The organism is Maribacter dokdonensis DSW-8 (assembly GCF_001447995.1).
In the GTDB taxonomy this organism is placed as follows: Bacteria; Bacteroidota; Bacteroidia; order Flavobacteriales; family Flavobacteriaceae; genus Maribacter; species Maribacter dokdonensis.
Genome location: NZ_LDPE01000007.1, coordinates 1 through 15,661 on the forward strand (window position 1 = coordinate 1; position 15,661 = coordinate 15,661).

A 15,661-nucleotide genomic window follows, 5' to 3' on the forward strand; every position below is an offset into this window, starting at 1 on the left:
CTTAAGTTTGATTCTCAGTAAATTGTTGATATAACTAGAAAGAACAAAAGAGAGAATTAAGGTTACTATATACGGTGAAGCTTTAGACTTCGACAACATTGATAATCCTCTCTCTTTTACTACTTAGATCACGTTCAGTTCTGTGAGACCTTAGATCTCGTTTTCAAGTTGTTGTGAGCAGAAGTAGCCGGTTCTTTCGTAAAACATATCTTATGAATAAATATAAAGAAACTTTTGGAGTCGACATCAGTAAAGATGTCTTTGATGTACATGGTAGTAACAAAGGTCACGACCAGTATAAGAACGATGAAACTGGATTTAAGAAATTCCTTAAGGAACTGCCCAAATGTTCATTGGTCGTTATGGAAGCTACCGGTTATTATCATTATAGACTTGCCCAGTTTCTTTACAAAAATGGGGTAATAGTTTCAGTAGTAAACCCATTATCCGTAAAACGTTTCATTCAAATGAAACTGGCTAAAGTAAAAACGGATAAGAGCGATGCCAAGGCTATATGTGAATATGCACTGGTCAACGAGGTACCTATTTACAATGCCTTGACGGATATCCAGAGCGAATGCTTACAGTTGTTCCGGTTATTGGATATCTATTTAAAACAACGTACCGCGACCAAGAACAAGATACACGGAGAAGCTGTTCTGGGCATACCTTCAAAGTTTGTTTATCGTTCCTTGATACGTAATAAGAAACTGCTCAATAAAGAGGTAGCCGCTATCGAATCAAAGATTCTGTCATTGGTAAAAGAGGACCAACAGGAGCAATTGACTTTATTGATGTCAATACCCGGTATAGGTCAAAAGACTGCATTGTTCCTAATAGTGGTCACCGATGGGTTCAATAAGTTCGAAAATGCGGCACAGCTTTGTAGCTATGTAGGTATAACCCCAACGATACGGGAATCGGGGAGCAGTGTGAGAGGTCGTGCGCGAATAAGTAAGGTCGGCAATAGAAAACTTCGCAACCTATTATTTCTATGTTCTTTTAACGCTTGTAAGCACAATAGGGCATGCAGAGAGGTTTATGAGCGGATCGTGAACAGGGGAAAGAGCAAGAAACTGGCACTGATAGCCGTTGCCAACAAACTTTTAAAGCAGTCTTTTGCCATTGCAAAATCTGGCAGGCCATATGATGAAACTTACGTTTCAATATTGCCTAGATAAATAGAAGCTAGATCGAATAAAAAAAGCTCAAAGAATCAAGTTATTGAATCTATGAGCCTGAAATAATATTGTCTCGGATTAAAGAAGAATTTGTTTGTTTTTTATCTCAGTTCTTTGTTGTAGAGCGTTTTTTATTCTTTAAAATATTTCTCAAATTTTTGAATATAGTATTCACTTCCAAAAACGCTGTTTCCTTGAATTTCTATTTCTGTCTCAGGTCGAGTTAAAATATACCCATAGTCAATTGTATCTCTGTCAATTAGTTTGGGACAACCTTTACACTCAACTATTTTTACAAATCTTTTTTCGGTCACTTCTTCGATAACTTCATCAAAATTCAGTGAATCCAATGCCGTTGAAAATCCAAATCCAAAGTCGGAATCGACTTCATAAATCCACTCTTTACCTGAGTCCAAATATGATTGAAATCGTAGGCTGTCAGGGCGTAAAATCAAAATGGCTTTTCCGCTTATTTCTATTGTGTCCTTAAGATGAGTGAATTCTTGAATATCTTCGATTCCGTTGTCAGATTGCATTTTATTTTCCACAGTAATTTGGTCAAGTTTTTTTGGCTCCGGTTTGCAACCACTGAAACTCAAAATAATTACTAAAATTAATGTCAAGTTATTCATTTTTCAAAATGCTCTACAACAATTGTATATGTGCACAATTGCACATATATCTACTTTGTGCATACTAATCTAATGGATTTTTTATTGTCTTAAAAGTATTGGTGGCTACATGGGTGTATATTTCTGTTGTCTTGCTAGAACCATGACCTAATAATACCTGTATTTGTCTCAAGTCAACGTTAGATTCTAACAAATGTGTTGCAAAACTATGCCTTAGGGTATGTGGAGTTACATTTTGTAAAATTCCTGCTTTATGGGCAGCTTGTTTTACTATATGTAATACACTTGCTGCACTGTACTTACCGCCTTTACGGCCTTCAAACAAAAAATCTTTAGGATGCCATTCTTTAAAATAGAGCCGTAAATCTTGTAGAACTGTTTCGGATAATAGACTTACCCGGTCTTTATTGCCTTTGGCGCCTTTTATAGAAACCAGCATTCGTTTACTATCTATATCCTTGACCCTAAGGTTTAAAAGTTCACTTCTACGTAAACCGGCACTGTAGAGCAAGGCTAAAATGCATTTATGCTTTAGGTTTGTTGTACAATTCAGCATGGCAATGACCTCCTCTTTTGATATTACGGTAGGTAGCTTATGTTCCTTCCTTGGTCTTTCAATGTCGTAAAAACGGTTGGGCATGCCAAGAATGGTCTCGTAATAGAATTTAATGGCATTTATAGTCTGATTTAAATAGGAGTTAGATACGTTTCTATGTATTAACCTTTGTAGATATGACCTTACATCACTTTCGTTCAAGGTTGTAATATCTCTATCTTTAAAATGATTAATGAACATTTCAAAAAAGTTGACATACGTTTTTACGGTGCTGTTGGCATATCTTTTAAGCTCTAGTTTTAACAGGTATTCCTCTGGACAAACCCTATAGCCTTCAGGTGTTTTTCTTTCCCTGAACCACTGTACATCAACTATTTCATTATGGGTGTTGACGGGTCTGTTACTTAAAAATTTATTATAGTTGATCCATACGACTCCTTTAAAAGTATTGAAAATAATACCAAGGTTTTTCTTTGTATTTAGAATATAGACCATGTGGTACTTACTGCTCCATTTAGGTTCGGGAAGCCCCTTGATCAGGTTCTGTATAAGTTTGTCCTGAGTAAATTGTATGCCGATCATCTTCTGATTTTTGATCATTAGATGATGTAACGTAATGGATTTTGGTGTGTTCATTATGTCAAGTGTAATACTAAATAAATCAATTAATCAACTATTATGCGTATATTATTCGTATAATATTCGATTAAGCTTTAAGCATGAAAAGAGTTTGTCCAGAATGTAATAATGAAGTGATAGGTAGAACGGATAAAATTTTCTGCTCAGTAAAATGTAAGTCCATACATCAATATGAAAAAAGTCAGAAAGAAAATACCTTCTATTTTTCGGTGGATAAACAACTGAAGAGAAATAGAAAAATACTAAAACGCTATAATAAGTCTGGATTTACAACTATTAGAAAGAGTGTTCTTTTAGAGGAAGGTTTTAATCCCAAATTTTTTACCCACTACTGGAAGAATCAAAAAAATGATGTTTACCTTTTTTGTTATGATTTTGGGTTTTTAAATACGACTAAAAATGGCGTAACAAAGTATGTTATTGTGCAATGGCAAGATTATATGAACAAGTAATTATTGGTTTGACGAAAACAAAAAAAGGGCAACCCTAAAGTTGCCCTTTTATATTGGACTTTTATGCTCTAAAAATAAGACTATTCTAAAGAAGTATCGCCTTCGTTAGGGTTGTAAACATAATTAAAGGTATAGTACGGTGTAGCATCTTCAAAAGCATTTGGTTCAGATGGCGCATCTTCATAATAACTTATAAACTCTACTTTGGCAAAATTACCTTCGGTAGTTCTAAATACAAATACTTTACCCGGTATAGGTGTTATTAAATGTGTTGGGTCTCCTGCGTAGTTGTACCAACCATTATCACTACCTGTTGCAATGGCAAAAGAAGCATCTGCATCTTGCTCAAAAGTAAGTCCTTCTGCTGTGGTTACACTTGCCAAGGTGCCGGTTACTTCGGCTACGCCAACATTACCGTTTCTTTCCGGTTCATCTTCAGTGCCGGTCAAGGTACCGCCATTAACGGCGATCGTGGTGCCCCTAAAGGCAATGTCCCATGCGGTATCACTGGTAGTAATGGCTCCGGTCTCAAAATCAAATTTGGTGAACTCACCACCAACAGGTTCTCCTTGTCCTCCGGTTTGTGGTGCATATAAATTGCTAACGGTCTCCGTCTGTACCGGATCCGTTGGTGTGCTGTCATCATCGCTGCTACAAGAGGTGAATGCCATTGCTAAAAATGCTACTGCTAAAATGTTCTTTGTCATGGTAATTGTAATTAAAACCTGTTGCCAGGTGGGTTAGAATTGATAATTTAATTTAATGAATGCTTGTATGCCCGGCATTGTCGGGATATTGTTATCCGTATAATCCAATAGGTTGTTTGCGCCAACCTGAAGTGTAAAATCTGTATAGAATATTTTGCTTACCGCGGCATTTAGGGTAACAAAACCATCTATAAAACTGGTATCGAAATTATCTATGAGTCCGTTGCCATTGGTGTCATATTGTGCATACTTACTACGGTAGAGTACACGCAAGTTTACATGGGTTTTGGCAGAGGGTATGTCATAGTAGAATTTAAAATTGGCATTGTGCCTAGAACGGTTGACCAAGCCAAAATAGTCAGAAGTGGCCAGGGCAACAGATTGCCCGGTATTGGCATCGCGTACAAATACTTGATCGTTTTTTACGTCTTCTCTTCTTTGTTTATCAAAGGCATAGAGTAATTGGTATCCGGCACTTATATTTAAATTGTCCGTGAGTTTGTAGGCGGAGTTGATTTCAAAGCCCGTAGTGTATATTTCATCAAAATTCATATAACTGAACACGTTTTGTCCATTGGTCTTGCGGGCAATGATTCTGGTATCTATTAGGTTTTTAAAATCGTTTCTAAAGAAATTGATTTCTGTATTGCCAACACCATGTTTTAGAGTTAGGCCTAGGTTATAGCCAATTGAGCTTTCTGCTTCCAACGGTTGGCTCAATTCGTCCTCAGTGACCACCACATCTAAGATTTGGTCTTGTTCTTCTAATTCTTGTAATTTATCCAAGGCTACATTATAACCTAGTACGGTATAGCCCACCGCGGAATTGGTGAAGTCAAAATACAACTGTCTAAAATCGGGCGCTTTAAAACCATAACCCACAGATCCCTTAATAGCCAGATTTGGATTTAATTGGTAGCGTAATGCCAACTTGGGACTAAATTGGTTGTTGTATTCAGAGTGATTGTCAAAGCGCGCTCCGGCAATAACATTCAGTTTTTCCAAAGGGTCAAAATCATATTGGGCATAAAGGTATTGAGAAGTGAAATTCACTTTTTCTTCAAAATACGTCCTGTCCAGCTCATCTAACTGTAATCCTGCTCCTGCGGTTAAAGTCCCGTTTTGGAACCCGGTTCTGTTTTCGTTTTCAATATTAAAGGTATAGCTACCACGTACCTCTGGCCTCAATAATTTTTGATCAAAATCACTATCGCTCAAAATATCGGTAGAAATAGGGTCTGCCAATAATTCGGTAGCAACGTAATTGGTATAGTACAGTTCATAAGCCATGTTGAGCGCCGGGGTCCATTTGTGGTCCAGTCTGGCATGTGCGTTCCATTCACGTTCTTTGGTATCACCCTCATATTGAATGCTATCTACGGTGAATCCGGCATCTTGTACCTGATCGTAGAATCGCCCAGAGGTAAAGAGAGAAAGTTGATCGTTGATATCATAATACAACCTACCGTTTAGGGTGTAGTTGGTATACGGGTTAACGGTTTGGCCCTCCGCATCTTCATTTAGGTCATATCCGTTGGATGAGAAACGATTGGCGAAAAATCCATACCGAAATTTTTTAAAACCCTGTTTAAGGTCTAGATTCATATCTTGTTGAGAAAAGCTACCAATACGGTAGGATGCATTTCCGCTAAAATCCTGCTTTTCCGGTTTTTCGGTGATGATATTGATCACACCGCCCAATGCCTCAGTTCCATATAAGCTGCTTGACGGACCTTTAACTACTTCAATCTGTTTAATATTACCTACGGTAAGTCTGCTTAAATCGAAATTTCCGGCACTGCGCCCTACCAATGGAACTCCATCTATAAGGATAAGAATATAGTCCGATGCAATACCTTGTATTTGTACCCCTTGAAATCCGCTTTCATCGGTAACCGTTATAATACCTGTTTGCTCGTTCAGTATTTCATTAAGGCGAACGGTACCGGATTTTATAATCTGTTTTTTACCTACCAAGGTAACGGGTAGGGGAAGCGATGATAATTGACGGGCAGTTCTTGTGGCGGTCACTATGACTTCATCTAATTCTTGTGATAAAATAGAATCTGTAACGCTGGGCACTTGGCTTTGCGCTACTATAATATGTGTACCTATAAGTAGTAGTAAGGTCGATAGTCGAAATCGCATTATATTTATTTAGACTTATTCTTGATAAGGATGCAAATATATAAACAATTCTTATTTAGAATAAATTAAAATAGTTATTTTTGTCAACGAACATCAAAAAATAATACACCTGTAAAATGAAAACAGTATTACCTACCATAATGGCATTAGTAGTATCTGCTAGTACAATTGCCCAAAAGGCGAAAAAGAACGATGACCGTGAAGCTATAAAAAGTATGTGCGGTTGTTTTGAAGTAACCTTCAACTTTGCCGAAACATTCAACCATAGTACGGATTCTTTGTATAAGCCTTCTAAAACAAAAGTGGATAAGGGCTTAGAGTGGGCAGAACTGGTAACGGATGAAGATGATAAAATATCCATTCAGCACCTGTTGCAGGTAGGTAACCCTGCAGACCCGCATATTGTAAAGCATTGGAGGCAAGATTGGCTGTATCAAAATACAGACCTATATTCTTATAATGCCGATAATACATGGACATTCAAAAAATTGCCATCAGATAAGGTAAAAGGGCAGTGGACTCAAAAAGTATATCAAGTAGATGATAGCCCTAGGTATGAAGGCTCATCTACATGGGTACATGTAGATGGTAAAAGCTTTTGGGAAAATACTTCAGATGCCCCGTTACCAAGACGTGAGTATACTACAAGAAGCGACTATAATTTGACTGTTCGTGGAAATCGCCATGAGGTTACGGATTACGGTTGGTTGCACGATCAAGATAATACAAAGGTTATTCGTGAGGCAGGCAAAGAAGATGTGATATTAGCTCAGGAAAAAGGGTATAACACTTATGTAAAGGTTGATGATAGTAGATGTGCCGCTGCCGCAGCATGGTGGAAATCCAATACGGATAAATGGGCTTTGGTACGTACAAAATGGGATGATGTTTATGGTAGGAACAAAGACCTTTCTTTAGAGGAAAAAGTAGATAATAAAGTTTTGTACAAATACCTTTTTGATGATGAATATGATCAAAAAGATGAAATAGAAGAAGTAATAGAATCATTCGTTAAACAATAAGGACATGAAAACCATAAAACAATTAGCACTGACCGCATTTTTGTTCATAAGCTTTACGGGTATTGCCCAGCAAAAGAATGAACTTTTAGATCGTACATTTTGGAAGAGTAGCCCAAGTATTGCCACTGTAAAGCAAAAAATAGCAGAGGGTAACGATCCAATAGCAAAGGACAGCAATTCTTTTGATGCCACTACACTGGCCATAACCAGCAAGGCAGATACTGAGGTGGTTAAATATTTATTGTCCCTAGAGGGTAATGAAGTGGATAAGAAAACCCATGATAGCCGTATTTATTTACACTGGGCAACGTATGCCGGTGATGCCGAATTGGTTCAATATCTATTGGATAACGGTGCTTCTGTAACTGCATTGGATAGTCACAGGTATACACCTCTTGCCTTTGGAGCCAATGCGGGACTAACAAATCCTAAAATATATGAGGCTTTTGAAGCAAAAGGGGTGAACCTTAAAGAGGAGAAAAATGAGCATGGTGCCAATGTGCTATTATTGGCGGCACCATCATTGAAATCTGAAGAGGAGCTGAATTTCTTTTTAAACAAGGGTTTGGCTCTTGATAGTAAGGATGATGACGGCAACGGCATTTTTAACTACGCTACTAAAAAGGGAAATATAGATTTCTTGAAATTATTGATAAGCAAAGGAGTAGATTACAAAACATTGAACAATAATGGTGGTAATGCCTTTATGTTCGCATCTCAAGGTGGTCGCGGATTCAGCAATGGTCTACCGGTCTATACATATTTAAAAGGTCTAGGATTGGAACCTAATATTGTTGAAAAAAATGGTAGTACCCCAATGCACCGTTTAGCTTTTGGTAATAAAGATGCTGCTATTTTTGATCTGTTCTTAGAGGCTGGTGCAGATGTAAATCAAGCGGATGAAGAAGGAAACACTCCTTTCTTGAATGCCGCCGCTAGAAATGATTTGGCCGTTGTTCAATTATTGGCCAAGGATGTTAAGGATATCAATACGGCCAATAACGATGGTGAAACAGCTTTAATGCTTGCCGCTCATGATAACAAAGCTGATGTTGTTGCATTTTTAATTGAAAAAGGTGCGGATATCCATGCTAAAGATGCTACCGGTAATACTGCAGCTTATTTTCTTACGGATTCTTACAGTAAAAGAAATGCGAAGGCTTTTGATGCTAAACTGGCTTTGTTGAAAGCAAAAGGTTTAAAATTCAATACCGTACAAGGTGAGGGTAATACCTTATATCACGTTGCGGCCAAAAAGAACGATTTGCAACTCATGAAAAAGATTGCAGATTTCAATATCGATGTAAATGCCAAAAACGATGAGGGTATGACTGCTTTGCACGTTGCGGCCATGAAAGCGGAAAACGATAAACTACTAAAGTTCTTGATTGCCAAAGGTGCGGATGCCAATAGCAAAACAGATTTTGAAGAAACGGTTTATGACCTGGCTAGTGAAAATGAAATGTTGCAAAAAGGCAATACATCGTTAAACTTTTTAAAGCAATAAGTTAGGTGTCGCTTAGCTTATCAATGAAATAAAGAACCAATAGTATTAAAATGAAAAGATTTTTAAAATTTATACCGGCCGTAGTTTTGGTAGGATCATTATTATCCGCCTTTACCGTAGTGGACAAAACTGCCGTAAAGTGCCTTATTCAACTGACCAATTATACAGGTGAGGGTGCGTACTTAATAGTGTCTATCGTGGATGCCGATAATGAGTATGTAGAAACATTATATGTGCAGGGCAAAGATAGTGAGTGGTATAGTGAAATTACCGAATGGTGGAAATTTTACGGAAAACACCGTCCAAATATAGATGCCATATCTGGAGAAACTATTAGCGGTGGAGAGCGCGCCTTGAACGTGTTGCAGATACCTAATGATAAAATTGACCAAGGTTACAACCTTCGTTTTGAAACTTCTGTAGAAGATCAAGGATATTATGCAGATGATATTCAATTTCCTTTAACGACCGAAAATTTAAAGACAAAAGTTGAAGGCAAAGGTTTTATTAGGTATGTACGTATGCTGCCGCAATAAATGACCTTATAAAAGATGAATCATATTTTGGGCGCAGTCAAGTACAATAATGTTATTTGCTCATAAAAACATGTTGACTGCGTTCATTTATTTTTTTATTTGTTTGCTTTTTTTACAATCACATTTCCAGATTGGCGCTAAACCGCCATTCTGGAATTTTTTAAATTATATACTGTTATAAAACTACATTCCTACTTATGACCATTTCTATTTGGCGGTATAGTCATCTTACGCTTGCCTTAATTTCATCTCTATTTTTGGTGGTAGCTTCTGTAACCGGTATTATACTTGCCGTAGAGCCTATTTCGCACCAAACCAAAGGTTATGCCGTGGCAGATTTAGATCAAGTTCCGCTGGCAACGACCATTACTGCTCTTAAAGATTCATATGATGAGGTGTTGGGTTTAGAAGTGGAATCATCTGGCTTTGTAAAAGCTTCCGTATTGACCATGGAGATGGAAACTTTGGATGTGTATATAGATCCATTTACTGGAGAACAGCTTGGTGAAGTAGAAGAGCGGCCTTATGTGTATACATTTGCTACCAATGTACACCGTTCCCTTTTTTTAAAGAGTATAGGTAGGTTCTTTGTTGGTCTAATTTCATTACTATTATTGATTATTGCTGTTACCGGATTGGTTTTATTAGCTAAGCGCCAAGGCGGATTTTTAAAATTATTTACAAAAGTCCAGAAAGATTACTTTGAATCAAGATACCATGTGGTGTTGAGCAGATGGTTTTTTATACCCATCATAATTCTTGCTTTTACCGGGGTGTATTTATCTGCGGAAAAATTTAATTTATTGCCGAAAACAACGGTTGATCAGGTTGAGGTACCGGTAAGCAATTCAGCTCAGAAATACGAAAACATTGCAGATATTCCCTTTTTTAAGGAAACTACCTTGGCAGAAATACGCCAGGTAGAATTTCCTTTTTCAGATGACCCGGAAGAATACTATCTCATTGCTTTACAGGATAAGGAAGTTGAGGTACATCAGCAAACAGGCGAGATTGTTAGTAAAGGAGATTATCCATTTGTGACCTTAGCATCAAGATTAAGTTTGGTATTGCATACCGGTGAGGGCAATGTAATATGGTCCGTTATCCTGTTATTGGCCAGTGCGTCTATTCTGTTTTTTATGTACTCAGGTTTCGTGATGACTTTAAAACGAAGAAAGAAAGCTAAAGGAGTTTCGCAAATGCCCGATAAAGATGAATGTGAATATATAATTTTAGTAGGTTCTGAAAGTGGTACGGCGTTCGATTTTGCACAGCGATTTTATAACGGATTAACACAAGTAGGGAAGAAGGTCTATTTAACGGAGCTTAACAAGTATAGCGCCTATGCGAAAGCTAAAAATATCATTGTGTTTACATCTACCTATGGTGAAGGTGAGCCGCCTACCAATGCCCGCAAATTCCCTAGGATCTTTTCAACGGTAGTGCAGCCAAATGCTATAGCATATTCTGTAGTGGGATTTGGGTCTTTGGATTATCCTGATTACTGTAAATATGCCATAGATGTAGATGAGCAGATCAATGCAGATAATAAATTTGAAAGACAATTGCCGCTGTTTAAAATTAATCAGGCAGATTTTGAATCTTTTGAACTTTGGTTGATTCAATTCTCCAATAAAGTTGGTTTTACTATTCCGGTAGAGAGACCGTTGATACATAAGAAGAAATATAAAAAAGTGGACTTTGAGGTGGTGGAGCGAACGGATTTAAATGTAGACGATACTTTTTTATTGCGATTACGACCAGTATCTAAAATTGATTTTACATCTGGGGATTTATTGGCAATTTTCCCTAATAATGATGAGATGGTTCGTCAGTATTCCATTGCTAGGGTGGATAATCATATTTTATTAAGTATTAAAAAACATGAGTTGGGCAGAGGCTCTAATTTTCTATATGGGTTAGAAACGGGTCAATTTTTTAAAGCTGCTATAGACGTGAATCCCCATTTTCATTTACCTAAAAATGCTAAAAATTCAATTTTCATCTCAAATGGTACCGGAATAGCTCCGTTCTTAGGGATGATCTCTGAAAATACAGCTCAGAATACCACACTGTTCTGGGGAGGGCGTACAAGGGCTTCGCAATCGCTTTATGATGATATTTTGCAAAAAAGTAAGTCGGGCTTAAAGAATTTAAACCTGTTCGCTACATATTCTAGAGAAGGACAAAGACAGTATATTCAAGATGCCGTTCTAGAGCAAAAGGAATTGGTCTTGCAGACCATAAATGAAAAAGGCACCATAATGCTCTGCGGATCTTTGGCAATGCAGCATGATGTACTTGATGTAATTGAAAAAATTCTTGAGGGAAACCAACAAATTACATTCGAAGCCTTTGAGCAAAGCGATCAGTTGAAAACGGATTGTTACTGATGTTAAATATACTGGCCACTGTTCTCAGGATTGCTCAATATTTTCATTAAGTTAGAACTAGCCATTAATTCCATTGCATCTTTTGCAAACGCACTGCGTTTAAAATAGCTAGTAGGGCAGCACCAACATCGGCAAAAACGGCTTCCCACATGGTAGCCATGCCACCTGCACCCATAGCAAGAACAATAATTTTTATCCCAAAGGCCAAGGCAATATTCTGCCATACGATTTTGCGGGTAGATTTCCCTATTTTAATTGCTGTGGCAATTTTTGTAGGCTGATCGTTCTGTATAATAACATCAGCAGTTTCAATGGCAACATCACTTCCTAATCCGCCCATGGCAATACCTACGTCACTAATGGCCAGTACAGGAGCATCATTGATTCCGTCACCCACAAATGCTACCTTGGTCCCTGCTTCATTTTTTAATTTCTCCATTTCCGCCAATTTATCTTCGGGTAGCAGTCCGCCCTTTGCCCAATCCAACCCTAGTTCTTGTGCTACTTTTTGGGTTATGGAATCTTTATCACCGGATAACATGATAATTTTTTGAATACCCACCTTACGCATATTCGCAATAGCCAGTAAGGCATCCTCTTTTATTTCATCGGCTATAGTTACGTAACCGGCAAATTTTCCGTCTATAGCCATCATCACTATAGATTCAACAACAGTTTCCGTTTCTTTTGGTATGCTAATGTGGTGGTCGTTCATAAGGGCCTTGTTGCCCACAAGCACAGTTTTGGTATTGACCATGCCTTTTAAACCCTTGCCTGCAATTTCGGTTACTTCTGTTGCTTTATAGGGTTGTGCATTTAATTCATATTCTAAAATAGCCTTCGCAATAGGATGTGTAGATTGAGATTCTATGGCGATTAAGTAGTTCATGAATTCGCTTTCGGTAAAGATCTGATCTTTAACAAGATCCTTTATTTTGAAAACACCTTTGGTCAATGTGCCTGTTTTGTCCAAAGCTACCGTGTTCACTTTGGTCATGGTGTCTAGAAATGAAGCTCCCTTAAGTAAAATTCCGTTTCTGGAAGCTGCGCCCAATCCGCCAAAATAGCCTAGAGGAATAGAAATTACCAAAGCACATGGGCAAGAGATTACAAGGAATATCAAAGCTCTGTACAGCCAATCTTGAAACACATAGTTTTCTACAAAAAAGTAGGGTAGAAAGGTCAGTGCAATGGCAAGGTATGTGACTATGGGCGTGTAAACTTTTGCAAATTTTCTAATGAACAGTTCTGTCTTTGATTTTCTTTCCGTTGCATTTTGTACCATGTCTAAAATGCGGGCAATAGAGCTGTCTTTGTATGTTTTGGTAGTGGTAATTTCTATAACGCCAGATGTGCTGATGCTTCCTGCATAGATAGGAGCTCCCTTTTTTAGGGACCTTGGTTTGCTTTCACCGGTAAGTGCCGCAGTATTGAATGTTCCTTTTTCAGAAATTAACTGTCCGTCCAATGGTACTTTTTCTCCGGCTCTAACTTGTATTTTTTCTCCAATTTCCACTAGCTCCGGTGCTACTGAAATATAGCTATGATCACGGAAAACCAAGGCGTGATCCGGTCGTAGATCAAGTAAAGCTTTAATATTGCCTTTTGCACGTATTACAGCGGCACCTTGAAAGAGTTCACCAACGGCGTAAAAGACCATTACCGCAACACCTTCAGGATATTCGCCTATGGCAAACGCACCAATAGTTGCAATTCCCATTAAAAAGAATTCGGTAAAAAAGTTTCCGTTTTTAATGTTTTTCCAGCCTTCTTTAATGACGGGGAAACCAACGGGTATGTATGCTATAATGTACCACCCTAGGCGTATATAGTTGTTGAAAAATGGCAATATGTTGAAATAGTCAATGGCAATACCAATAAGCAACATCAAAAAACTGATGATGGCAGGTAGGTATAGGTTGAAATTTGAAACTTTGCCAGTGCTTTCTGTTGTATGTTCGTTACCGCAACAATGTCCGCATGAACTTTGAGGGGCTTTAGTTGCAGTCTCTTTTAGTGGGTTCTTTTTCATAACACCACAAAGGTGGGCAAAACATCAGTGCAACAGAAGTGCATTTAGTGCTGGCTGCAAGAATCGCATACGCCCTTAATGACCAAATTGGCATCTTCGGCTACGTAACCTTGGGGCAGATTTATATGAGGAATTTTATGTTCGGTCAAACAAACGGTTTTGTCACAATTGCCGCAGTGAAAATGTAGGTGAAGATCTTGATCAATTTCACAATTGCAGCCAGGTTCGCATAGCGCAAATTTTGAGATATTAGTGCCATCATCAATTTGATGTACCAGTCCTTTTTCTTCAAAAGTTTTTAAGGTGCGGTAGAGTGTAGTGCGCTCCGCTTTGTCAAAAGCATTCTCAATATCTGTCAAAGCAACAGCGGTATTTTTGCTGGCCATATACTTATAGATAAGTATGCGCATGGCGGTAGGTCTGACACTTTTATTGTTTAACGTTTTTTCTATCTCGGTCATGCAAATTGTAATTTTGAAATACCCGTAACACTAATGTAATCAATGTATTGGTGTATTTCAACTTCATGAGATCTTTAACTTTAAATTATGTTATTTACTTCCAAATATTAGGGGCATTTTTTGGCGTAAAGTGTTGAGGATGGGAGAAGTAATGGCTAAATGAGCAGTTATTACATTTTTTGGAGCTTTGTCATCTTGCGAAATGCGCTTTAGCAATATATTGAACAAAAGAAAAGTTGTGTTGAATTAAGTTTTAGATGCGCCTAAAAATTAATTAATACACTTTTTTGCTAGTTGCATAAAGATCCTAGTATCAGTTTAATAACTGTTTTTAGTTGCAGGTGATCTTTAACTTTTTGGGTGATGTGGTAAGGGTTTCTTAATTTATTCTACATCATGCGCAATGTGAAAAATGGCATCACCTTGGTTCACTATTGGAGACTCGTTTATACAAATAATATAGCCTGTTTCTTTCGCTTTTATTTTTTTCTCAAAGTAGCCGAACGGTCCGGATATGCTTCCTATCTCATCTCCTTTTTGCACGGATTCCCCCACTTTTATACTTGGGTGAAACATGCCAGAATGTTTTGCCCTGATCCATTTAGAGGCATGCACTAATTTTGGAATAGATTCTTTAAGAGCATATGCTGCCAATTCTTTTTCAAAATTTCGAAGTCCCAAGTGATGCATCATCCGTAAGGCACCTACAACGCCCGTATCCGTTATTTCCCTGTCTATTTGAAGCGATTTACCACCTTCATACAACAACACTTTTTTGTCTAATTGATGCAGCGTCTCACGAAAGGATTTTTCCCTTCCAGCGGACTTCACTATAAATTCAGCTCCAAATACTTTTGCCAATGCAAGGCCATCTACATCATCTCTATCTATTCTAATCTGGGGTGCATTAAAACGGCTATCTCCACCCGTATGGTAATCTATACAATAGTCTACAACAGGTGCTATATCTTTTACCAAATGGTAAGCAAACCTACTGGCTAAAGACCCTCTTAGACTACCGGGGAATACCCTGTTCAGATCCCTGCCATCTGGAAATTGCCTTGTTTGGTTTAAAAACCCGAAGATGTTGACTACCGGTATACATATGACCATACCACAATCTGGTCGGTTAAATTTTTTGGAAACTATTTGCCTTACTATTTCAACGCCATTGATCTCATTGCCGTGAATACCACCTGTGATCAATAGGGTAGGACCATCTTTTTTTCCGCGCTGTACTATTACAGGAACCTCGATCTTTGTTCTTGTGTGTAGTTTGGCGATATCTAGATTTAACTGGGCACCTTTACCTTTTGCTATTGTCTCACCTAAAACCGTGTACTTTTTATTGAACATGTTATATATGTATGTTTAACACTTTGCTGTATAACTTAA

13 protein-coding genes are annotated in these 15,661 nt (G+C 37.9%); 6 read left to right on the forward strand and 7 right to left on the reverse strand.

Annotation, left to right across the window (positions count from 1 at the left end):
• Positions 1–212: 212 nt before the first annotated feature.
• Positions 213–1,181 (forward strand): IS110 family transposase, encoded by a 969-nt coding sequence (locus I600_RS17165; RefSeq protein WP_058105098.1) that lies wholly within the window; start codon positions 213–215, stop codon positions 1,179–1,181.
• Positions 1,182–1,312: 131 nt separating this feature from the next.
• Here I600_RS17165 and I600_RS17170 read toward each other — a convergent pair whose 3' ends face one another.
• Both I600_RS17170 and xerA read right to left on the reverse strand, forming a co-directional pair.
• Positions 1,313–1,804, reverse strand: coding sequence for a hypothetical protein (locus I600_RS17170; RefSeq protein ID WP_157490929.1), 492 nt, complete (start codon positions 1,802–1,804; stop codon positions 1,313–1,315).
• A gap of 73 nt (positions 1,805–1,877) precedes the next feature.
• Positions 1,878–3,005: a site-specific tyrosine recombinase/integron integrase gene (gene xerA, locus I600_RS17175; protein WP_245188913.1), complete on the reverse strand. Its 1,128-nt coding sequence runs from the start codon at positions 3,003–3,005 to the stop codon at positions 1,878–1,880.
• 83 nt (positions 3,006–3,088) lie between these two features.
• On the opposite strand from xerA, the gene I600_RS17180 reads away from it, so the two are divergent.
• Positions 3,089–3,460, forward strand: a complete 372-nt coding sequence (locus I600_RS17180) for a hypothetical protein (RefSeq protein WP_058105806.1) — start codon at positions 3,089–3,091, stop codon at positions 3,458–3,460.
• A gap of 80 nt (positions 3,461–3,540) precedes the next feature.
• Here I600_RS17180 and I600_RS17185 read toward each other — a convergent pair whose 3' ends face one another.
• Together I600_RS17185 and I600_RS17190 are read right to left on the reverse strand one after the other, a co-directional pair.
• Positions 3,541–4,167 carry an HmuY family protein gene (locus I600_RS17185; protein WP_058105807.1) on the reverse strand — a complete coding sequence of 209 codons (627 nt, stop codon included), beginning with the start codon at positions 4,165–4,167 and terminating at the stop codon, positions 3,541–3,543.
• 33 nt (positions 4,168–4,200) lie between these two features.
• Positions 4,201–6,315: a TonB-dependent receptor plug domain-containing protein gene (locus I600_RS17190; protein WP_058105808.1), complete on the reverse strand. Its 2,115-nt coding sequence runs from the start codon at positions 6,313–6,315 to the stop codon at positions 4,201–4,203.
• Positions 6,316–6,431: 116 nt separating this feature from the next.
• Here I600_RS17190 and I600_RS17195 point away from each other — a divergent pair, with 116 nt between their 5' ends.
• The 4 genes from I600_RS17195 (at position 6,432) to I600_RS17210 (ending at position 11,773) form a co-directional block, all read left to right on the forward strand.
• A complete protein-coding gene (locus I600_RS17195) occupies positions 6,432–7,337 on the forward strand; it encodes a DUF6607 family protein (protein WP_058105809.1) in 906 nt (301 codons plus the stop codon).
• A gap of 4 nt (positions 7,338–7,341) precedes the next feature.
• Positions 7,342–8,844: an ankyrin repeat domain-containing protein gene (locus I600_RS17200; RefSeq protein ID WP_058105810.1), complete on the forward strand. Its 1,503-nt coding sequence runs from the start codon at positions 7,342–7,344 to the stop codon at positions 8,842–8,844.
• Between the two features lie 50 nt (positions 8,845–8,894).
• Positions 8,895–9,380 (forward strand): DUF2271 domain-containing protein, encoded by a 486-nt coding sequence (locus tag I600_RS17205; RefSeq protein ID WP_091605074.1) that lies wholly within the window; start codon positions 8,895–8,897, stop codon positions 9,378–9,380.
• Between the two features lie 197 nt (positions 9,381–9,577).
• Positions 9,578–11,773, forward strand: coding sequence for a PepSY domain-containing protein (locus I600_RS17210; RefSeq protein ID WP_058105812.1), 2,196 nt, complete (start codon positions 9,578–9,580; stop codon positions 11,771–11,773).
• 64 nt (positions 11,774–11,837) lie between these two features.
• Here I600_RS17210 and I600_RS17215 read toward each other — a convergent pair whose 3' ends face one another.
• From I600_RS17215 to I600_RS17225, 3 genes are all read right to left on the reverse strand, one after another.
• Positions 11,838–13,805 carry a heavy metal translocating P-type ATPase gene (locus I600_RS17215; RefSeq protein WP_058105813.1) on the reverse strand — a complete coding sequence of 656 codons (1,968 nt, stop codon included), beginning with the start codon at positions 13,803–13,805 and terminating at the stop codon, positions 11,838–11,840.
• 44 nt (positions 13,806–13,849) lie between these two features.
• The gene (locus tag I600_RS17220) at positions 13,850–14,266 is read right to left on the reverse strand and encodes a Fur family transcriptional regulator (protein ID WP_058105814.1); all 417 of its coding nucleotides are present in this window, start codon (positions 14,264–14,266) and stop codon (positions 13,850–13,852) included.
• A gap of 384 nt (positions 14,267–14,650) precedes the next feature.
• Positions 14,651–15,622 carry a succinylglutamate desuccinylase/aspartoacylase family protein gene (locus I600_RS17225; protein WP_058105815.1) on the reverse strand — a complete coding sequence of 324 codons (972 nt, stop codon included), beginning with the start codon at positions 15,620–15,622 and terminating at the stop codon, positions 14,651–14,653.
• Between the last annotated feature and the right edge of the window lie 39 nt (positions 15,623–15,661).

Bases quoted from the DNA above. Each gene is read 5' to 3' on its own strand.
- I600_RS17165 (WP_058105098.1), top strand. From the start codon at position 213: ATGAATAAATATAAAGAAACTTTTGGAGTCGACATCAGTAAAGATGTC.
- xerA (WP_245188913.1), bottom strand. From the start codon at position 3,005: ATGAACACACCAAAATCCATTACGTTACATCATCTAATGATCAAAAAT.
- I600_RS17180 (WP_058105806.1), top strand. From the start codon at position 3,089: ATGAAAAGAGTTTGTCCAGAATGTAATAATGAAGTGATAGGTAGAACG.
- I600_RS17185 (WP_058105807.1), bottom strand. From the start codon at position 4,167: ATGACAAAGAACATTTTAGCAGTAGCATTTTTAGCAATGGCATTCACC.
- I600_RS17190 (WP_058105808.1), bottom strand. From the start codon at position 6,315: ATGCGATTTCGACTATCGACCTTACTACTACTTATAGGTACACATATT.
- I600_RS17195 (WP_058105809.1), top strand. From the start codon at position 6,432: ATGAAAACAGTATTACCTACCATAATGGCATTAGTAGTATCTGCTAGT.
- I600_RS17200 (WP_058105810.1), top strand. From the start codon at position 7,342: ATGAAAACCATAAAACAATTAGCACTGACCGCATTTTTGTTCATAAGC.
- I600_RS17205 (WP_091605074.1), top strand. From the start codon at position 8,895: ATGAAAAGATTTTTAAAATTTATACCGGCCGTAGTTTTGGTAGGATCA.
- I600_RS17210 (WP_058105812.1), top strand. From the start codon at position 9,578: ATGACCATTTCTATTTGGCGGTATAGTCATCTTACGCTTGCCTTAATT.
- I600_RS17215 (WP_058105813.1), bottom strand. From the start codon at position 13,805: ATGAAAAAGAACCCACTAAAAGAGACTGCAACTAAAGCCCCTCAAAGT.
- I600_RS17220 (WP_058105814.1), bottom strand. From the start codon at position 14,266: ATGACCGAGATAGAAAAAACGTTAAACAATAAAAGTGTCAGACCTACC.
- I600_RS17225 (WP_058105815.1), bottom strand. From the start codon at position 15,622: ATGTTCAATAAAAAGTACACGGTTTTAGGTGAGACAATAGCAAAAGGT.